The sequence below is a fragment of the Cognatishimia sp. genome, assembly GCF_049116455.1.
Classification (GTDB): Bacteria; Pseudomonadota; Alphaproteobacteria; order Rhodobacterales; family Rhodobacteraceae; genus Cognatishimia.
In genome coordinates this window covers 456613-475681 of record NZ_JAGDYW010000005.1, presented here as the reverse complement: position 1 = coordinate 475681, position 19069 = coordinate 456613, and the positions used below count along the sequence as shown (strand labels likewise).

The following is a 19069-nucleotide window of genomic DNA, read 5'->3' as shown; positions in this document are numbered from 1 at the left end:
ACGAAAGTTGCCGTAGCATCACGGGACTCAATATATAAAGGATTCGCTTGAATTTGGCAATGGGACCGCAAGATGCTGTTGCGGTCCAGCCGAAATACTCAAGCTATGGTGGTTGCCTCGAAAGACCCCCGAATGTGCTGATTAGTTGGCCTTAGGGACCAAAGGTGCGTTGTCACCTTCCGCCGGTGGCAGAAGTGAATCACCTGCAGGCGCAACCGGTGCGGTTGCTTCAGGAACCGAGACATCAGTGCCCAGGCTGTCGATCACAGAGTTACCACCAGCGTTTTTCGCGGCGATAATGGTCAAAGCAATCGATGTACAAATGAACGCAGCGGCTAGATACCAGGTCACTTTCCCAAGCGCAGTTGCTGCCGAACGGCCTGCGACAGCTCCACCGCCACCGCCACCCATGCCAAGGCCGCCGCCTTCAGAACGTTGCATCAATACGATGCCGATCAGCGCCAGCGCCAGAAGGAGGTGGATGATGAGGACGACGTTTTCCATGAGAACCTGTCTTGTTAAGCGTTCGAATACTTCAGCGCGCTATCTATGCAGTTTTACCGCGTAGGGCAAGGCGCAATCTACAATCGAAAGGACCCAAAAGCACATTCATTTGGTTTTGCTTTCGATTGCCGATGGGTCAGCCGTCGGATGCTTGAATGTGCGTGATTGACGACTATTCGTCGACGTCATCCATATCGGCTTGGCCGGTCAATTGTCGCCGTACCAAGCTCCAGCTGAGGCCGATCCCAAGCACAAATGACAAAGCCAGAACGCCTAACCATGTATTTAGGGCGCGGTTTTCAAGCGTGAGAATACCCCAATCATATAGCACCCAAAGCAGGGCAGCGACGACCGAAAGAATAAGGAACATACCAAAACCACCGATGCTGCGCAGGGTGGCGCGGAGGTAGATGATGTAGCCGATTGTCAGCAAAAGCCCCATCAACACGGTGATTGGCGTTTCAGTGGCATAATGCGTCATAGTCCAGCGGACATAATTAATGTCCGTCGGATTAAACGTCAGTGCCAATAGCAGAAAGGCGAATATCCAGCGCAGGAAATAGCCCATCCGGTCCCCCAATTCCCCCCAAGTCTTTTTCTAAGCATGTGCTTAAAACCATAGGTGATGTCTAGGGGTTAGTCCGAATTATGTCCTATTTTGCGTTAGAGCGTGACAGGTTTGTCGAGAGACTTGCCCCAGGAGAATATCCGAAATTGCCGGAATTCCGGATTATAATAAGGATCTTTTTGCACGATATCGACGACGTCCTCAAAATCGCAGCCCTTCACAATCCACATGTCCCCGCAATAGGGCGCGCCGGGCATAGGGCGCATGCCACCTGCGATTTTGATGCGATTTTCATTGGTGCGTAGGAAATCCACATGCGCATCCCGGTGTTTGCGCCGGTGATCATTCATTTCGGGTTCGTCTTCAAAAAGCACCACCCAATATGCGTTCGGCATGATCATCTCCCTCGTATGGGTCCAGATTAGGCGAGAAACCCGTCTAGTATAGAGCCAGTTAGCACGGTGCTGTCAGCCCAGCTACTGCTTATCTATGAGGTTATGTGCTGTATCAAACGCCGCAGGTGCGATTAATGGTTTCACATATGGGTGACTGTCGCTAAAAGGGCGCGGGTTTGACTCTTGAAAGCAAGGACCGGATATGGCCAACGTTGTTGTCGTAGGCGCTCAGTGGGGCGATGAAGGTAAAGGCAAAATCGTGGATTGGCTCAGCGAACGCGCTGATGTCGTCGCACGATTCCAAGGCGGGCATAACGCCGGTCACACCCTCGTTGTCGGCGAGAAAGTATATAAACTGCACGCGCTGCCATCCGGTGTTGTGCGCGGTGGCAAGCTTTCCGTGATCGGTAATGGGGTCGTTTTGGATCCTTGGCACCTGCTTAAGGAAATCGAAACCGTCAAAGCACAGGGCGTTGATATTTCGCCTGAGACATTGATGGTTGCAGAAAATACACCGCTGATCCTGCCAATTCATGGCGAATTGGATCGCGCCCGTGAAGAGGCCGCCTCTAAGGGCACCAAGATCGGTACAACTGGTCGCGGTATTGGCCCAGCTTATGAAGATAAAGTTGGCCGTCGCGCAGTGCGTGTGGCTGATCTCGCGGATGAAGCAACGTTGGAAGCGCGTGTTGACCGTGCTCTGCAGCACCATGATCCACTGCGTAAAGGTCTGGGCATCGAAGCCGTGGATCGGGACGCCTTGATCGCGCAGCTCAAAGAGATTGCCGAGAAGATCCTGCCTTATGCGGCTCCGGTTTGGAAAGTGCTGAACGAAAAGCGCAAAGCGGGCAAGCGTATCTTGTTTGAAGGTGCACAGGGCGCATTGCTGGATATTGATTTTGGCACATACCCATTTGTGACCTCTTCCAACGTGATCGCGGGCCAAGCGGCCACCGGGGTTGGCATTGGTCCGGGCTCCATCGACTATGTTCTGGGTATCGTGAAAGCCTACACAACGCGCGTTGGCGAAGGTCCATTCCCAACCGAGCTGGACGATGAAGACGGCAACCGTTTGGGCACCCGCGGCCACGAGTTTGGCACCACCACTGGCCGGAAACGCCGTTGTGGCTGGTTTGATGCGTGTCTTGTGCGTCAGACGTGTGCGACTTCAGGGATCAATGGAATCTCTCTGACAAAGCTTGATGTTTTGGACGGATTTGAAACATTGAAAATCTGTACTGGCTACGAGCTGGATGGTGAGCGTCTGGACTATCTGCCAACTGCGGCGGATCAACAGGCCCGTTGCAAACCGATTTACGAAGAAATGCCGGGTTGGTCCGAAACCACCGAAGGGGCACGCACTTGGAATGACCTGCCAGCCAACGCGGTTAAATATGTGAAACGCATTGAAGAGCTGATCGAATGCCCAGTGGCCTTGTTGTCGACTTCGCCGGAGCGCGATGACACAATTCTTGTCACTGACCCATTCGCGGACTGATCGGGTGGCGTTGTCGCATAAAGCAAAGAAACGCTGGGCGATCATCATTTTGGTGATCGGCCTGCCGATCTACATGATCTTAGCGTCCGTTCTGGCGACCGCCGTATTGGGGTGGCTGGGCCGACCTTCTATCTTGCTTGAGCTGGTGATTTACGTTGCGCTCGGCGTGCTTTGGGTCTTTCCGCTTAAAAACGTCTTTATGGGCGTGGGGCAGGCGGGGCCGGATGACGAAGACGTCTAAGACAATTTAGAAATAAAAAAAGCCGCTCAATTTGAGCGGCTTTTCTTTTATGTGTGTGCCGGGCTTAGCCTGCTGCGCGATCATCCGGCTTGAAGTTGATCGCATCGGACACGGTGAAGCGACCACCAGCAATCTTTTCAATCTTCTTGTCACGCAACAGCTGGCCAAAGCTGCGCAGACCTGCTTCGCGTTGGAAGCGATCTTCGCCCATTTGGTAAGCCAGACGCATCAGCATCGGACGCGAGAACTTTTTGCGACCTTCGACAAAGGTCAGATAAGACGCGGCTGCTTCCATAATGTCTGGCAACTGGGTCGCACCCATGTTCTCAGCGAACTCAACAAAATTGCTTGATGCTTCGTTGGCTTCTGCAGCCGCAACTTCATCAACAGACACACGACGAGGGCGAATACCTTTTGGTGCGGCCTTTTCTTGTGCGTCGATACGCTGTTCTGCCACCAGTTTCAGGGGCGGAGCAGATTTTGCGGCTTTGCGCGGACGAACGACCTCAGCAAGATCTTCGCGGTACACATCTGAGTTGTCTTCTTTTTCAAAAGACTTCCCAGCTTCTTTTTCTGCCTTCGTGGCTGCAACAGCGGCGCGCAGATGTGCAATAGCACTGCGACGGCGGTTACCTTCAGGCTCATCCAGCTTGGTGTTGGCTTCGTCGATCAAACGATCAAGGGCCTCATCACCAGGTTCAGATGTTTCCAAAGATGCGCGACGTGCACGACGATCTTTTGCAATCGGATGCGGCTCCAGCTCAGTTTCGATTTCATTTTCGACAATGTCTTCGATGAATTCTTCTGGCTCAGAAATCGCTTCTGGTTCTTCGATGGACAGCTCTGCATCCACTTCAGCCAGTTCCGCCATCAAGTCAGCTTCGTCTTCATCAGACAAGGATGATTCTGGTTCGGAAACACGCTCTTCTGCAATTACGCGCTTCGGCGAAACTGCAGTTTCCAGTGCTTGTTCCAGCGTGCCATCTTCTGCAGCTTCCTCAAAGGCTGCGCGTTTCATGCGAATAACACGTGCGCGCGGCTTTACAGGTTCTGCAACAGGTGCAACATCTTCTTCGAAGTCGTCTTGGGCGCTTAGATCGTCACCAAGATCAATCGGAGTGCTGTCATCTGCGTGTTGATCTTCGATGAAATCATCTTCGTCGTCATCTTCGACGTCGACCTTAGATACAACCGCGCGAATACGACGTAGCTTGGCGGCAATGCTGTCTTCTGCGTCGGCATCGTCGGCTTTGGTTTCTGAGATCGCATCGTCAAACAAGTTAACGGTGTCTTCTTCGTCATCCGCCAATTCATCTGACAGCTCAGCAGTGAACGCATCGTCCAGATCAAGTGCGTCTTCAGCAACGTCAGAATCTGCAAAGAACTCTTCTGCTGCTTCCGCGACTTTTTCGTCTTCTACGATTGGCTCAATTGCGTCTTCTTCGGATTCTTCGGAAGCTTCGACAAGAGCTGCAACATTTACGGGAGTTGCCTCTGATGTATCTGGCTGCGCGTCTTCCTCGATATCTTCAATATGCGCCGCGTCCTGTTCTACTTCTGTTGCGTCCATTTCTGGCGCTACAGTTTCTGGTTCTGCGGCGGCAGCTTCTGGGGCTGCACTTAAAACAATAGCACCGGCTTCGTGGCGGGCCTGTACGCGACGTTCGATTTCGCGTTCTGCGATCCGAGTCAGCATCTCTGCATCTGGGGTGGGCGGTTCTGCACCAAAATAACGGTCGTCAGCGGCCAGATCCCGGAAATACTCGGCAATTGCTTTCATGGTGTCAAAGGACTCGTCGAATCCTTCAAGGGTGCACGAGAATGTCCCGTACGACACCGTCAAAACTTTGTTATTCGTAACCATGGATTCAGGTCCTTTGCACTACTCGGAAGCATGCTTACCACAGCGAGGGTGACCAAACGTGACCGATTCTGTGCCTATGAGCGTATCATTTTGGGGCTAAAATGGGGCAAACTATCCGGTAAGGGCCGGTGCAGGAGTGAAATTTTGATAGTTCGCGAAACAAAAACTGTGACTTTGGTAGGAGCCGGGCTGGCAACCAAAGCTGAAATATCACGTTGCATGGCAATATCTGCGGCTTTGATCGCCGCTGATGGCGGGGCTGCGCATTGCGTTGAAGCCGGTTTGATGCCCGATGCGGTGATCGGGGATATGGACAGTTTGGATCATATCGAGGCGTTGGGCATCCCCAAGGACAGTGTGCATGCCATCGCTGAACAAGATTCGACGGACTTCGATAAAGCGTTGCGTAACATCGAAGCGCCTTTGGTTCTGGGCGCTGGTTTTACGGGTGCGCGGCTTGATCACCAATTGGCTGTTTATAATGTGTTGGTGCGCCGCCCGGATCGGCAATGCATCATCTTAAGCGACACTGACATTGCTTTTCTTTGCCCGCCGGTTTTGCGCCTGCCGATGTCTGGGGGCACACGTGTCTCGCTTTATCCAATGGGATTGGTCGAAGGCACGTCGCATGGCTTGAAGTGGCCTATCAACGGGCTGACCTTTACGCCAGATGGACGCGTGGGCACGTCCAATGAAGCGACGGGGGATATCGAGATCACTATGACAGGCCCCAAGATGCTTGTGATTTTGCCTAAGGCTGAGCTGGAGAAGGTTGCTGAGGCGCTTTTGCACTCCGTCGCGCGTTGGCCTGCTCTCTGAAGACAATATAAAGCCCTGCTGCAACTGAAATGCAGATCCCGATGGTGGCGAGTTGATTTGGCAGATCACCAAACACAATGAAGCCCACCAAAGTGGTCAGAGGAATTTCAACATAGGTCAGCGGGGCCAATGTTGTGGAGGGCGCGAACTTCAGCGACCAGGTCATCAACAGATGCGCCACCGTGCCAAGGAATCCAGCCAATAGAAGAAGCCAGAGGGTTTTGCCCGTGGGCACGAATATCTCGAATTCAGCCCAGCCCAGCTGCGCGCCGATCAACAGAAGAGGCAACATGATTGCTGTGGCCATTACGCCGCTGAGCATCTGTATAGCAACCGGATCGGTCTGTTGCGCGATCTGGCGACCCACCAAAATAAACAGCGCAAAGGCCACCGCGGTCATCAAGGGCCATAGGGCGGCGGTTCCGACTTCGACAAAGCTTGGTTGGATCACCAGCAGGGTGCCGAAAAAACCAACACAACAGGCATTAAGTCTGCGCAGGCCGACGTCCTCTCCGAGAATATATTTCCCCAGCAGCAGCGAGATAAAAGGCATCACAAAGGCGATGGCAATCGCATCGGCAAGCGGTAGATAGCGCAGCGCCATGAACATGCTGCCCACACCGGCGATATGAAATAGCGTGCGCAACAGGATCAACCCGTATTGGCGCAGCGTTAAAGAGCCGAGAGATTTTGAGACCAATACGATTGGTGTCAAAAACAGAGCCTGCAGGGCAAACCGGCTAACAACAAAGAAAATAACAGGGACCAACCCACCCAGAATTTTGATCACCGCATCGCCAATTGGGGCGACGGTGCTAAAGCTGAGCATTAAGACAATGCCAAGAAGGATGCGGTCCTGTTTCATGTGGCGACGCTACGGTGGCGCTAACAATATAGCAACGCGCAAAAAGAAGGGCCGATCAAAAGACCGGCCCAAGTTAGTGACGCGCGCGACTGGAAACGAACGCTGCGCATCGGGGAAGTGATAGGTTTACCGGTTCATACGGTTTTCGATCAGATCATCGACCACGGCAGGTTCGGCGAGGGTCGAAGTATCTCCCAGCGCGCCATAATCATTCTCTGCGATTTTACGCAGGATACGACGCATGATTTTGCCGGAACGGGTCTTTGGCAGCCCTGGGGCCCATTGTATGAGATCAGGGCTGGCAATTGGACCAATCTCTGAACGAACCCAAGTGCGAAGCTCTTTACGTAGCTCTTCGGTGGGCTCTTCGCCTGCCATCAAAGTGACATAGCAATAGATACCTTGTCCTTTGATGTCATGAGGGTAACCAACAACAGCAGATTCAGCGACCTTCGGATGAGCTACCAGCGCACTTTCGACTTCAGCTGTCCCCATGCGGTGACCTGAGACGTTGATCACATCATCAACCCGACCGGTGATCCAATAATCCCCATCTTCATCGCGACGGCAGCCATCGCCAGTGAAATAGTAGCCTTTGTAATCCGCAAAGTAGGTTTTCATGAAACGATCATGATCACCCCAGACAGTTCTCATCTGGCCGGGCCAGCTGTCTTTAATGCAGAGCACACCTTCGACTCCGTTGCCTTCAATGATCTTGCCAGAAGCTGGTTCCAGCACCACAGGCTCAATGCCAAAGAATGGCTTCATCGCAGAACCGGGTTTTGTGGCATGGGCACCGGGCAGGGGTGTCATCAAGTGCCCACCGGTTTCGGTCTGCCACCATGTGTCAACGATTGGGCATGTGCCGCCGCCAACAACCTCGTTGTACCAATTCCATGCTTCTGGATTGATTGGTTCGCCCACGGTGCCAAGCACCTTCAAGCTGGAGAGGTCGCACTTTTCAACGAACTCATTGCCCTGTCCCATCAGGGCGCGGATCGCGGTTGGGGCCGTGTAGAACTGATTGACCTTATGCTTTTCGCAGACCTGCCAGAACCGGGATGCATCCGGGTAGGTTGGTGTGCCTTCAAACATCAACGTGGTCGCGCCATTCACCAGTGGACCATAGACAATGTAACTGTGGCCCGTGACCCAGCCCACATCGGCGGTGCACCAGTAGATGTCGCCATCGTGGTAGTCGAAAGTGGTTTCATGGGTCAGGCTTGCGTAAACCAGATAACCGCCCGTGGTGTGCACGACACCTTTTGGCATGCCTGTGGAGCCAGATGTATAAAGAATGAACAGCGGATCCTCTGCATTCATCTCTTCCGGTGCGTAATCTGTAGACGCCTCAGCGGCCTTCGCGTTGTAATCCACATCCCGCGCATCATTCCAAGCCACATCGCCACCTGTGCGGCGTACAACGAGGCATTTCACACTGTCGGCACAGCCTTCCAACGCGATGTCCGCGTTGGATTTCAGCGGTGTATTCCGCCCACCGCGCGGAGCCTCGTCTGCGGTGATAACCACCTTTGCTTCTGACCCGTTTACCCGCGCTGCCAAAGCGTCTGGCGAGAAGCCCGCAAAAACGATGGAGTGAATAGCTCCGATACGGGTGCAGGCAAGCATTGCATAGGCCGCTTCTGGAATCATCGGCATGTAAAGAACGACGCGGTCGCCTTTGCCGACACCGAGGTCTTTTAGAACATTTGCCATCCGGCAGGTGTTGGCATGCAACTCTTTATAGGTGATGTGCTGCGCTTGATCTTCGGGGCTATCAGGTTCCCAGATGATCGCGGTTTGATCACCACGCGTTGCCAAATGGCGGTCGATGCAGTTGGCCGAAACGTTCAGCGTGCCATCGGCGTACCAATTGATGTTCACTTCGCCGAATGCGTAGCTGACATCTTTGACTTGGGTAAATGGTTTGATCCAGTCCACCCGTTTCCCTTGCTCGCGCCAGAACCCTTCCGGGTCGGCAATCGAAGCGGCATACATTTCATTGTATTTCGCTTCGTCCACATGAGCATTGGCCGCCAGATCGGCAGCAGGGGCAAATGTTTGTGAGGTCATAGTTTGATCCTAAATTTAATCTGCAACGCCTGCGTCCAGTGAGGGCCGGACACAGGTTTGCTCCTCCGCATCAGATAGCCAGATACTCTGCGCGGAGTTCATCGTTTTCAAGCACTTCCTGCGCGGTTCCGTCAAAGACGATGCCGCCGGTGTCCAAGATCACAGCGCGATCGGCCAGTTCCAAAGCCCGAATAGCGTTCTGTTCAACGATGATTGTTGTGATGCCCTGCTCTTTGATGATGCGCAGCGTTTTTTCAATTTCATCCACGATCACAGGTGCAAGACCTTCGTAGGGTTCGTCCAGCAGCAGCACCTTGATGTCGCGTGCAAGCGCTCGGGCGATGGCTAGCATCTGCTGCTCACCGCCCGAGAGCGTGACCCCCTCCTGTTTCCGGCGCTCCCCGAGCCGGGGAAAGAGGTCATATAGGCGCTCGATCGACCAACCAATGGGTGGCGCGATCTGCGCAAGTTGTAGGTTTTCTTCTACCGTTAGTCCCGGAATGATCGAGCGATCTTCAGGGACCAATCCTATACCTGCCATGGCGGCCTGATAGCTTTGTCTATCGTGCAGTGGTTGGTGGTCGAGCCAAATTTCACCATGGGTAACTTGGGGCTCATCCATCCGGGCAATAGAGCGCAGGGTTGATGTTTTGCCAGCGCCGTTCCGGCCCAAGAGCGCTAGAATTTCACCTTCGTGTACATTGAAGCTGATATTCTGAACAATGTAGCTTTCGCCGTAATAGCTTTCCATATTCCAGACGGACAGGAAGGCGGGGGCGGTTTGCGCGCGGTTCACGCCTTTGGAAAAATCTGCGGGTGCATTCATTTTGATGTCCTCCCTTATGCCGCTTCGCCTAGGTACGCTTCGCGCACTTTGGGGTGGCCTTTGATATTGTCAGGGGTGTCTTCAACAAGTGGGGTGCCCTGCGCCAGAACGGTGATGCGTTCTGCCAGTGAGAAAACCACATGCATGTCGTGTTCGATGATGGCGATGGTGATGTCGCGCTCTTCTTTGATTTCTTTTAGAAGATCGATGGTGTTGTTGGTGTCTGCCCGCGCCATACCGGCGGTGGGCTCATCCAAAAGCAACAGGCGCGGCTCTTGCGCCAGACACATACCAATTTCAAGCCGGCGTTTGTCACCACGAGACATGGCGGCTGCATGCATATTGCGTTTGTCCGCCATATTCATGTCGACCAGCATCTTCTCGGCCCCTTCCACGATGTCTTTTTCATCCATCATGTTTTCGATGCCATGCAGGCGAAAGGCGCCATCGCGTTTGGCAAAGATCGGGATCATCATGTTTTCCAACACGCTAAGATCACCAAAGATCTCTGGCGTTTGGAAAACCCGCGAAATGCCCATCTGGTTGATCTGGTAAGGCGTGCGGCCCAGGACCGATTGCCCGTCAAACATGACAGACCCTGTGTCAGGGATCAGCTTGCCTACCAAACAGTTCAGCAGGGTGGATTTGCCAGCTCCGTTTGGACCGATGATGGCATGCACGGTGTTTTCATTAACGTCGAGGTTCACATTACCCAGCGCCTGAAGGCCACCGAAGCGTTTCCCTACGTCTTTGACTTCTAGAATACCCATCAGTCTCTCTCCTTATTCCGCAGGGGTTCTTTTGGTAGCAGTCTTCTCAGGCTGGCGTTTGAGCATCTTGCGAATGCGTTGTCCGCCCTCGACCAATCCTCCCGGAAGGAAGATTACGATCGCCATGAACATCAGGCCCAGTGTCAAGTGCCAGCCTTTGCCGATGAACGGATGGATGATGGTCACCATCAGGTTTTCCATCCCATCAGGCAGGAAGGCAAACCACTGATGCAGCAGGTTGTCGTTGATCTTTGAGAAGATGTTCTCAAAGTATTTAATCAAACCTGCGCCCAGAACCGGGCCGATCAGAGTGCCAACACCGCCAAGGATGGTCATCAGAACCACCTCGCCAGAGGCTGTCCATTGCATGCGCTCAGCGCCAACCTGTGGGTCCATTGCTGCCATCAGGCCGCCCGCTAGACCGGCATACATGCCAGAGATCACAAAGCAGGCCAGCATGTAGGGGCGGGTGTTGAGACCGGTGTAATTCATGCGCTGTTGGTTCGATTTCACAGCTTTCAACATCAGACCAAATGGGCTGCGGAAGATACGGATCGCAACGTAGAAGGCCACTAGCATCATGATTCCGCAGATGTAGTAACCCCAGTTGAAGGTCCAGAGCCAGCCCGCGATTGGGAGCTCAAAGCTTGAACTCACCTCGATGCCGAACAAAGACGGCTTCGGGATGTTGCCATCTACCGACGAACCGCCACCCAGAAACTCTGGCAGGATACGCGGGTCATTTAGATTTGTTTGCAGGCCGGTTTCCCCGCCAGTGATTGGCGTCAGAACCGATGCCGCCAGTGCAAAGGCCATTTGGGCGAAGGCCAATGTCAGGATTGAGAAATAAATGCCCGAGCGGCGTAGTGAGATCCAGCCAATCGCTAGTGAGATAACACCAGCAATAATAACTGAGAAGATGATCGCTGGGATCACATTGATCGACAGCAGTTTCATCATCCACATGCCCGCATAAGACCCAGCGCCCAAGAAGGCCGCGTGGCCGAAAGACAGATAGCCAGTGAGACCGAAGAGGATGTTGAAACCGATTGCAAAGATACCAAAGATCACGAAGCGCTGCATCAAGTCCGGGTACCCCGCATTGAACTGTGCCAAACCAGATCCTTCTGGGAATGGGTTCAGAAGGATCGGGGCAAACATCACAAGTGCTGCAACGATCAGGAGAAGGGATGTGTCTTTTTTATTGAGACCAAACATGAGTTAGTCCTCCATCACACCGCGGCGACCCAAGAGGCCCCGTGGACGCGTTAGTAGAATGACAATGGCTGCGAGGTAGATGACAACTTGGTTCACTCCGGGCAGCAGCTCGATGACTTGGCGCATGGACGCAAAGCTTTCGAGAATTCCCAGAACAAAGCCAGCCAGCACCGCGCCAGGCAAAGAGCCCATGCCGCCGACAACCACCACAACGAAGGAGATCACGAGGAAGTCCATGCCCATGTGGTAGTTGGGTGAGTTGATCGGGGTGTACATCACGCCCGCAAGGCCAGCGACAGCGGCGGCGATACCAAACATGATGGTAAAGCGGCGGTCGATGTTGATGCCCAGAAGCCCCACGGTTTCGCGGTCCGCCATACCAGCGCGGACAACCATACCAAAGGTGGTGAATTGCAGAAAGGCAAAGACCGCACCGATCAGGATCATCGCAAAGCAGAAATAAACGATCCGCCAATAAGGGTAGATGATCGCGCCGGGCTCCATGCCAAAGATCGCGCCGAAATCCAATGAACCGACAAAGGCCGCAGGGGCAGGGGCAGGGATTTGGTTGGCGCCAAAGTAATATTTGATGATTTCCTGAAGAACGATCGCCAGACCAAAGGTCACAAGGATCTGATCCGCATGTGGACGCTTGTAGAAGTGCTTGATCAGGCCGCGCTCCATCAGAACGCCGATGCCGATCATCACTGGAATGGCAAAGAGAATGGACAGCGGCACCGCCCAGTCGATTATGGTGGCTCCAGTGCTTTCCCCAAAGATATCATAGATGTAAGGCACATCGACTTTCAGTGGATTGCCCAAAAAGTCTTTGCGGGTTGGGTCAACAACCTCATGGCTGAGGGTCAGGATTCGGCTGAGCGTGACCGTGCAGAAGGCCCCCAGCATGAACAGCGCGCCATGGGCGAAGTTCACGACACCAAGGGTGCCGAAAATGAGAGTAAGCCCGAGCGCAATCAGCGCATAGGCCGAGCCCTTGTCGAGCCCGTTTAGGATTTGAAGAATAATTGCGTCCATGATCCCCACCGTGGATTTGGTGTGTTGGGCACCTCCAGCCTTGCCAAATGAATGGCGAAGACTGGAGGTGCCCGCTCCGTCGCTTAACCGTGTGTGTGAAACGGCGCCGGGTCTGTCGGGAACCGAGCGCCGAGGGAGGTTATGCGCCCGGGTTGCAGGAACCCAGCTCGCCACCAAAGATCGACGCGTCATAAGACACTTGCGCCGCCGGTGTGACGTCAACGATTTCGAGCAAGTCGAACTCGTTGTCTGGGTTTTCTTTACCTTTCACGACCAGCACGTCTTTGAAGCACTGGTGATCTTCGGCACGGTAGAGGGTTGGACCATTGCCCAGACCGTCGAACTCGTAACCTTCGAGTGCTTCTGCAACCGCACATGGGTTGAAGGAGCCCGCACGCTGTACCGCGTCTGCATAAAGCAGCGTCTGACAGTAAACAGTGTGCGCCGCCTGTGATGGCGGGAAGCCGTACTTTTGGCCAAAGGACTGAACGAAGGCGTTTGTGCCCGCGTAGCGAGAGCCCGCCACGTTTTCCAGGGACCAGTGCCAGTTGGTGGATCCGAAGATGCCAGCAACGTTTTTACCAGCACCACGTGCCATCAGACGAGAATAGAGCGGAACGATGATTTCAAAGTTCTTACCATTCGCCTCTGCTGCTCGCAGACCAAACTGAACCGCAGAAGTCAGCGAGTTCACCATGTTGCCGCCGTAGTGGTTCAGAACCAGAACGTCTGCACCGGAGTTCAGAACTGGCGCCACGTAGGATGAGAAGTCAGTCTGTGCCAGAGGTGTTTTCACCGCTGCAACAGTTTCCCAGCCCATGGCTTCTGTGGATGTGCGTACCGCTTCTTCTGTGGTGTAACCCCAGTTGTAGTCCGCTGTCAGGTGATAGGCCTTACGATCCTTGCCGTAGTTCTTGGCCAAGATCGGCGCAAGCGCGGCACCAGACATGTAAGAGTTGAAGAAGTGGCGGAAACCATTGGCTTTTTTGTCTTTACCAGTGGTGTCATTAGAGTGCGTTAGGCCCGCCATAAAGATGATGCCAGCCTCTTGGCAAAGCGCTTGCACAGCAACCGCAACACCTGAGGATGAGCCGCCAGTGATCATCACCGCGCCATCTTTTTCGATCATGGAACGTGCAGAAGCGCGCGCCGCGTCTGGTTTGGTTTGCGTATCGCCGGTGACGAACTCTACCTTTTTGCCCAGAATACCTGAGCCGTTCAGCGCCTTGGAGCTGAATGTGTTCATCATGCCGCCGTCGCCACCACCATTGAGGTGCTCTACCGCCAGCTCATAAGCGCGCAGCTCGTCTGCGCCCTCATCCGCGTAAGGACCGGTTTGTGGAACGTTGAAGCCAAGAGTGACCGAAGACCCAGTTGGCTCGTTTGCAAACGCAGATACTGAACTTGCGGTAAAGATTGTTGGAACGGCAAGACCCGCACCAGCAACTGCACCTGATTTCAGGACGCCGCGACGAGAAACAGTCGTTTTAGACATTATTTTCCTCCCTTTGGAATGGTGCACTGACCGGCTCCTCTTCCGTTCAGTGCGTGCATTTACATGCCATTGCATTTTCGCGGGAAATCAGAAAAGTTATCAATAACTGCCTGAACAGTAAGGAAAATTTTGTAAAAAATCTTTCTGATGATAAGGTGGGTTTGTAAAGTTATTATTCTGCCGCGCAGAAAGCTCTTGAAAACGTGAGGAAATGCCATGGCGCAAGACACATTGGTTGGCTCCCGAATCCGCGAACGCCGCGTTTTAGCGAGGCAAAAGCAGGCGGATCTGGCGAAAGCTGTTGGGATCTCGCCCAGCTATTTGAATCTGATCGAGCACAATAAGCGCAAGATTGGTGGCAAATTGTTGATGGATATCGCCCAAGAACTGGCGGTTGATATGTCCTTGCTGAGCGAAGGGGCTGAGGCGAATCTGGTTGCTGTTTTGCGTAACGCAGCGGCGGATCGACCGGATGCAGACCCTGAAGTTGACCGTATTGACGAATTTGCCGGGCGCTTTCCAGGCTGGGCAAAAGTCATCGCGCAAAGTTATGAAAGCGTGCAGAAGCTGCAGCATACTGTCGAAACTCTGTCAGATCGCATGTCGCATGATCCCTATTTGGCCACCTCGATGCATGAGGTGCTTTCCATGGTTTCGGCGATTCATTCGACAGCGGGAATTCTGCATGAAGATCATGATATCGAGCCTGAGTGGCGCGCGCGCTTTGTGCGCAACATCAACGAAGACAGCCTGCGCCTGTCAGAAAGTGCCCAGTCTCTTGTTCAGTTTCTAGACGGAGGGGAAGATCCAACGGATCAAAAGGCCTCACCACAACAAGAGGTCGAGCAGTTTTTTGAAGATCGCAGGTTTCATTTTCCTGAACTGGAAGGCGCTGGAGCCTCGCCAGACCTGGTGGTGCGCGAGGCAGAACAGCTTAAAAGTGCGTCGGCGCAAAAGCAGGCTGCGCGGCTCCTGCGTCAATATGCTCACGACGCAAAGCGTGTGCCGTTGGACCCTTTGAAGCAAGCCTTGCAAGTGAACGGCCTGAACCCAGCCGCACTGGCTAAAGTATTTGAGGCTTCAACAGCGACCATTCTGCGCCGCCTAGCAGTGATGCCAGCTGATGACATTGGTAAGCCCCTTGGCTTGGTGGTGTGTGATGCGGCCGGAACATTGTTGTTTCGCAAAGAAGTGCGCGGCTTTGGCGCTCCGAAATTCAGTGCAGCTTGCGCGAAATGGCCTTTGTTTGAGGCTCTTGCGCGGCCCATGCAGCCCTTACGTAGGGTTGTTGAGGTCCCGGGGCGAGATCATGAGCAGTTTGAGTGCTTTGCAATTTCCGAGCCCGTGACGGCTCCGAGTTTTGATCATCCGCCATTGTATCACGCTCATATGTTGGTGGTCCCGGCGGATGTGAAACAGGAAAATCCTTTGGAAATTGGCACGACGTGTCGGATCTGTCCGCGCGAAAACTGCAGAGGTCGTCATACACCATCGGTACTTGCTGAAGGAATTTAGCTTGGTTTTTTTATATGCGTGGATAAGAATGTATGAACGCGCGCTTTTGCAATGGGGAGAGAGGCATGGGCAAGCGAGTTCTTCTGATCGAAGATGAACCGAATATTATTGAAGCGATCAGCTTTATCTTGGCTAGGGATGGTTGGGATGTCGCGACGCACTCGAATGGGCATGATGCGGTGGACGCTATAAAAAGGCGTGAACCGGATGTCGTGATCTTGGATGTTATGTTGCCGGGCCGCAGCGGGTACGAAATTTTGATAGATATTCGTGCCAATATCGAAACCAAGGTTTTACCGGTGCTTATGTTGACGGCGCGAGGGCAAGTCAAAGATCGCGAAATGGCTGAACAGGCCGGAGCAAGCATGTTTATGACTAAGCCGTTTTCAAATGCGGATGTTTTAAACGCTGTGAATGAGCTGGTCGCCTAGTGGCGATCCCGCGATCATCGGTTTTTCTGGAGCGGCAAAACTACCGCCGCCGCCGTCTGATCGATTTGATCAAAATTCTACCAGTGATTGGGCTCGTCCTTTGGCTGGTGCCATTGTTGTGGCGGACTGAAGGCGAGGACCAAGTTTTAAGCTCGTCGGCCATCATCTACATTTTTGCGATTTGGTTTGTTCTGGTGATTGCCAAATTCCTGTCTGCACGGTCTTTGTTGAACGTGACCGAGACCGGGAAAGATCATGCTGAGCGAGGGCAAAATGGGCAATCTTAATGTCTTGATTGCCGTCTGCCTGATTTACGTCGCTTTCTTGTTTGGTGTCGCCTTTGCTGCTGAACGTGCAACCCGCCGAGGTAAGGGAGGATGGCTGCAGCTGCCTCTGGTCTATACACTGTCGCTTTCGGTCTATTGTACCGCCTGGACCTTTTATGGGGCCGTTGGCTACGCTGCACGCTCAGGGTTGGAATATCTGACGATCTACATCGGTCCGTCGCTCGTCCTGATGGGCTGGTGGTGGTTCCTGCGTAAATTGGTGCGGATTGGACGAAGCCAACGGATCACTTCGATCGCGGATATGATCTCGTCGCGCTACGGTAAATCCAACATGCTGGCCGTTGGGGTGACCATTCTCGCAGTCATTGGCACGACCCCCTATATTGCGCTGCAACTTCAGTCTGTTACCACAAGTTTCGCAGTCTTCTCTGGCGCCTCAGGGGCGCAAGGTAGCCTTTCGGCCACAGCACTTTGGGTGGCGGCAGGACTTGCAGTGTTCACAATTCTTTTTGGCACCCGAAATCTGGATTCAAATGAACGTCACTATGGGGTGGTCATGGCCATCGCGGTGGAGGCGGTTGTGAAACTGTTCGCCCTTTTGGCCGTTGGGGTTTTTGTCGTCTGGTGGATTGCTGATGGGCCGAGCGATATTTTGGCACGCATCGACAACTCTAAAATTGCGAATTGGGAAATTCAGGGCGGGCGCTGGGCTGGCTTGATCTTCCTATCCGGTGCTGCTGTTCTTTGCCTTCCGCGCATGTTTCAAGTCATGGTGGTGGAAAACGAAAACGAAGATCATCTGCGCACTGCGAGCTGGGCTTTTCCAGCCTATTTGATGGTCATGAGCCTCTTCGTTGTGCCGATTGCTGTGGTCGGGTTGGACTTACTGCCCGAAGGATCAAATCCCGATATGTTTGTGTTGACCATTCCTTTGGCAACAGGAAACGACGGGCTGGCGATGTTGTCCTTTCTTGGCGGTTTCAGCTCTGCGACCTCGATGGTGATTGTGGCAGCGATCGCGCTTTCAACTATGGTTTCCAACCACATTGTCATGCCGATTTGGCTGTCGGCGAGTGGCGTGACCGGGGCGACGATTTCTGGCGATGTTCGTGGCATCGTTTTGCTGTCGCGGCGCGTGTCTATCGGTGTGGTTCTGTTTCTGGGATATCTTTATTATCGCCTGTCAGGGGGCGGCACCGCACTGGCATCGATTGGTCTGATTTCCTTCACCGGTGTAGCGCAGTTTCTTCCGGTCTTGATCGGGGGTGTCTTTTGGCGCGGAGCTACCCGTATCGGAGCATTGGCAGGATTGACCGTCGGCTTTGTGCTGTGGGCGTATTGCTTGCTGTTGCCCAGCTTTGGTGCTGACGTGCTCTTGCCGGGATCGGTAATAGACAACGGCTTGTTTGGCCTGTCGTGGCTGCAACCCCAAGCGCTCTTTGGCATCACCGGGCTTGACCCGTTGATCCATGCCGTTTTCTGGTCAATTTCGTTGAATGCATTGTCTTTTTTCCTTGTTTCGATGTTGGGGTTCCCGTCACCCATCGAACGGCTTCAGGGAGCGCAGTTTGTGAATGTCTTTGAACATTCATCGCGCACACCAAGCTGGACTGGTGGTGTCGCAAAATCCGAAGATCTGATGATCATGGCGCAACGCATTTTGGGTGCAAAAGAAGCCCAACATCTTTTTGCGCGTGAAGCGGCCGGACAGGGTCTGACTGGGGTGTTGCCTGAACCAAATGCAGAGTTTTTACAGGTGCTCGAACGAGAGCTTGCTGGTTCTGTTGGCGCCGCCACAGCCCATGCGATGGTTGGACAGATTGTCGGTGGGGCCTCGGTGTCAGTGCGTGATCTGATGGCGGTGGCGAATGAAACCGCTCAGATTATGGAGTATTCCAACCAACTCGAAGTTAAATCCGTTGAACTTGAGCGCACCGCCCGGCAGTTGCGCCGCGCGAACGATAAATTGCTTTTGGTATCTGAACAAAAAGACGCCTTTCTAAGCCAAGTTAGCCACGAGCTGCGCACGCCGATGACATCCATCAGGGCATTTTCGGAAATTCTAAGAGACAGTGAGAAACTTAGTGGTGATGAGCAACGGCGCTATAGCGGCATCATTCACGACGAAGCTGTGCGTCTGACACGCTTATTGGATGACTTGCTGGATTTGAATGTTCTGGAAAACGGTCAGGTATCTTTGAACCAGCAACAGGCTAGCCTGTCTTCGGTTTTAGATCACGCGATCAAAACCGCGCTCAGCGGGGCGGACACGAAGCTGGATGTGTCAATTTCGGATGCGGATCACATTGTATTAGAAACAGATCTTGATCGACTTGGGCAGGTCTTTATCAACGTCATTCGCAACGCGCAGAAATACTGCGATGCGCGACAGCCAGAACTTAAGATTACGCTGCAGGTTGATATCGATGCTGTGCATGTCGACTTCATTGATAATGGATCAGGCATTCCACTTGAATCACAGGATATGGTTTTTGATAAGTTTGCGCGTATGAACCCGCAAAAAGCAGGTGGGGCGGGCCTTGGCCTGGCGATCTGCCGCGAGATCATGCATCGGTTGGGTGGCAATATCAGTTATCTGCCGGGGCAGGGAGGTGCTGCGTTTCGCGTGACTGTGCCGCAGCGTATTCAAGCCGCGGCGCAGTAA

General features: G+C 53.5%; 18 protein-coding genes. 7 read left to right on the top strand and 11 right to left on the bottom strand.

Annotated elements, in window-relative coordinates; genetic code table 11:
- Positions 1–141 precede the first annotated feature (141 nt).
- The 3 genes from secG to JXQ85_RS14220 all read right to left on the bottom strand — a co-directional run bounded on the left by secG (position 142) and on the right by JXQ85_RS14220 (position 1467).
- Positions 142–504: a preprotein translocase subunit SecG gene (gene secG, locus JXQ85_RS14230; protein ID WP_421749604.1), complete on the bottom strand. Its 363-nt coding sequence runs from the start codon at positions 502–504 to the stop codon at positions 142–144.
- Between the two features lie 172 nt (positions 505–676).
- Complete coding sequence (locus JXQ85_RS14225; protein ID WP_421749603.1) at positions 677–1072, bottom strand: DUF6524 family protein; 396 nt, start codon at positions 1070–1072, stop codon at positions 677–679.
- Between the two features lie 95 nt (positions 1073–1167).
- The gene (locus JXQ85_RS14220; protein WP_421749602.1) at positions 1168–1467 is read right to left on the bottom strand and encodes a YciI family protein; all 300 of its coding nucleotides are present in this window, start codon (positions 1465–1467) and stop codon (positions 1168–1170) included.
- A gap of 202 nt (positions 1468–1669) precedes the next feature.
- On the opposite strand from JXQ85_RS14220, the gene JXQ85_RS14215 reads away from it, so the two are divergent.
- Together JXQ85_RS14215 and JXQ85_RS14210 are read left to right on the top strand one after the other, a co-directional pair.
- Positions 1670–2965, top strand: coding sequence for an adenylosuccinate synthase (locus tag JXQ85_RS14215; protein WP_421749601.1), 1296 nt, complete (start codon positions 1670–1672; stop codon positions 2963–2965).
- A gap of 4 nt (positions 2966–2969) precedes the next feature.
- Complete coding sequence (locus JXQ85_RS14210; protein ID WP_421749600.1) at positions 2970–3206, top strand: DUF2842 domain-containing protein; 237 nt, start codon at positions 2970–2972, stop codon at positions 3204–3206.
- Positions 3207–3270: 64 nt separating this feature from the next.
- On the opposite strand, the gene JXQ85_RS14205 is transcribed toward JXQ85_RS14210, so the two are convergent.
- Positions 3271–5070, bottom strand: a complete 1800-nt coding sequence (locus JXQ85_RS14205) for a hypothetical protein (protein WP_421749599.1) — start codon at positions 5068–5070, stop codon at positions 3271–3273.
- Between the two features lie 144 nt (positions 5071–5214).
- On the opposite strand from JXQ85_RS14205, the gene JXQ85_RS14200 reads away from it, so the two are divergent.
- Positions 5215–5889, top strand: coding sequence for a thiamine diphosphokinase (locus JXQ85_RS14200; RefSeq protein WP_421749598.1), 675 nt, complete (start codon positions 5215–5217; stop codon positions 5887–5889).
- Here the strand turns inward: JXQ85_RS14200 and JXQ85_RS14195 are convergent.
- The 7 genes from JXQ85_RS14195 to JXQ85_RS14165 form a co-directional block, all read right to left on the bottom strand.
- Positions 5822–6754 carry a DMT family transporter gene (locus JXQ85_RS14195; protein ID WP_421749597.1) on the bottom strand — a complete coding sequence of 311 codons (933 nt, stop codon included), beginning with the start codon at positions 6752–6754 and terminating at the stop codon, positions 5822–5824. The genes JXQ85_RS14200 and JXQ85_RS14195 overlap by 68 nt on opposite strands.
- A gap of 126 nt (positions 6755–6880) precedes the next feature.
- Positions 6881–8827 (bottom strand): acetate--CoA ligase, encoded by a 1947-nt coding sequence (gene acs / locus JXQ85_RS14190; RefSeq protein ID WP_421749596.1) that lies wholly within the window; start codon positions 8825–8827, stop codon positions 6881–6883.
- Between the two features lie 70 nt (positions 8828–8897).
- Complete coding sequence (locus JXQ85_RS14185) at positions 8898–9653, bottom strand: ABC transporter ATP-binding protein (RefSeq protein ID WP_421749595.1); 756 nt, start codon at positions 9651–9653, stop codon at positions 8898–8900.
- Between the two features lie 14 nt (positions 9654–9667).
- Positions 9668–10423, bottom strand: a complete 756-nt coding sequence (locus JXQ85_RS14180; RefSeq protein ID WP_421749594.1) for an ABC transporter ATP-binding protein — start codon at positions 10421–10423, stop codon at positions 9668–9670.
- A 12-nt stretch (positions 10424–10435) separates the two neighbouring features.
- Positions 10436–11641, bottom strand: coding sequence for a branched-chain amino acid ABC transporter permease (locus JXQ85_RS14175; protein ID WP_421749593.1), 1206 nt, complete (start codon positions 11639–11641; stop codon positions 10436–10438).
- A 3-nt stretch (positions 11642–11644) separates the two neighbouring features.
- Complete coding sequence (locus tag JXQ85_RS14170; RefSeq protein ID WP_421749592.1) at positions 11645–12676, bottom strand: branched-chain amino acid ABC transporter permease; 1032 nt, start codon at positions 12674–12676, stop codon at positions 11645–11647.
- A gap of 139 nt (positions 12677–12815) precedes the next feature.
- Positions 12816–14171: a substrate-binding protein gene (locus JXQ85_RS14165; RefSeq protein WP_421749591.1), complete on the bottom strand. Its 1356-nt coding sequence runs from the start codon at positions 14169–14171 to the stop codon at positions 12816–12818.
- 216 nt (positions 14172–14387) lie between these two features.
- On the opposite strand from JXQ85_RS14165, the gene JXQ85_RS14160 reads away from it, so the two are divergent.
- The 4 genes from JXQ85_RS14160 to JXQ85_RS14145 all read left to right on the top strand — a co-directional run bounded on the left by JXQ85_RS14160 (position 14388) and on the right by JXQ85_RS14145 (position 19069).
- Positions 14388–15686: a short-chain fatty acyl-CoA regulator family protein gene (locus JXQ85_RS14160; protein ID WP_421749590.1), complete on the top strand. Its 1299-nt coding sequence runs from the start codon at positions 14388–14390 to the stop codon at positions 15684–15686.
- A 65-nt stretch (positions 15687–15751) separates the two neighbouring features.
- Complete coding sequence (locus tag JXQ85_RS14155) at positions 15752–16117, top strand: response regulator transcription factor (protein ID WP_421749589.1); 366 nt, start codon at positions 15752–15754, stop codon at positions 16115–16117.
- On the top strand, positions 16117–16404 hold the full coding sequence (locus JXQ85_RS14150) for a hypothetical protein (RefSeq protein WP_421749587.1): 288 nt from the start codon (positions 16117–16119) through the stop codon (positions 16402–16404). Before JXQ85_RS14155 ends, JXQ85_RS14150 begins: the two co-directional genes overlap by 1 nt.
- Positions 16391–19069, top strand: a complete 2679-nt coding sequence (locus tag JXQ85_RS14145) for an ATP-binding protein (protein ID WP_421749586.1) — start codon at positions 16391–16393, stop codon at positions 19067–19069. Before JXQ85_RS14150 ends, JXQ85_RS14145 begins: the two co-directional genes overlap by 14 nt.

Excerpts from the sequence above, each read along its gene's own strand:
- secG (WP_421749604.1), bottom strand. The coding sequence starts at position 504 with ATGGAAAACGTCGTCCTCATCATCCACCTCCTTCTGGCGCTGGCGCTG.
- JXQ85_RS14225 (WP_421749603.1), bottom strand. The coding sequence starts at position 1,072 with ATGGGCTATTTCCTGCGCTGGATATTCGCCTTTCTGCTATTGGCACTG.
- JXQ85_RS14220 (WP_421749602.1), bottom strand. The coding sequence starts at position 1,467 with ATGCCGAACGCATATTGGGTGGTGCTTTTTGAAGACGAACCCGAAATG.
- JXQ85_RS14215 (WP_421749601.1), top strand. The coding sequence starts at position 1,670 with ATGGCCAACGTTGTTGTCGTAGGCGCTCAGTGGGGCGATGAAGGTAAA.
- JXQ85_RS14205 (WP_421749599.1), bottom strand. The coding sequence starts at position 5,070 with ATGGTTACGAATAACAAAGTTTTGACGGTGTCGTACGGGACATTCTCG.
- JXQ85_RS14195 (WP_421749597.1), bottom strand. The coding sequence starts at position 6,754 with ATGAAACAGGACCGCATCCTTCTTGGCATTGTCTTAATGCTCAGCTTT.
- acs (WP_421749596.1), bottom strand. The coding sequence starts at position 8,827 with ATGACCTCACAAACATTTGCCCCTGCTGCCGATCTGGCGGCCAATGCT.
- JXQ85_RS14185 (WP_421749595.1), bottom strand. The coding sequence starts at position 9,653 with ATGAATGCACCCGCAGATTTTTCCAAAGGCGTGAACCGCGCGCAAACC.
- JXQ85_RS14180 (WP_421749594.1), bottom strand. The coding sequence starts at position 10,423 with ATGGGTATTCTAGAAGTCAAAGACGTAGGGAAACGCTTCGGTGGCCTT.
- JXQ85_RS14175 (WP_421749593.1), bottom strand. The coding sequence starts at position 11,641 with ATGTTTGGTCTCAATAAAAAAGACACATCCCTTCTCCTGATCGTTGCA.
- JXQ85_RS14170 (WP_421749592.1), bottom strand. The coding sequence starts at position 12,676 with ATGGACGCAATTATTCTTCAAATCCTAAACGGGCTCGACAAGGGCTCG.
- JXQ85_RS14165 (WP_421749591.1), bottom strand. The coding sequence starts at position 14,171 with ATGTCTAAAACGACTGTTTCTCGTCGCGGCGTCCTGAAATCAGGTGCA.
- JXQ85_RS14160 (WP_421749590.1), top strand. The coding sequence starts at position 14,388 with ATGGCGCAAGACACATTGGTTGGCTCCCGAATCCGCGAACGCCGCGTT.
- JXQ85_RS14155 (WP_421749589.1), top strand. The coding sequence starts at position 15,752 with ATGGGCAAGCGAGTTCTTCTGATCGAAGATGAACCGAATATTATTGAA.
- JXQ85_RS14145 (WP_421749586.1), top strand. The coding sequence starts at position 16,391 with ATGGGCAATCTTAATGTCTTGATTGCCGTCTGCCTGATTTACGTCGCT.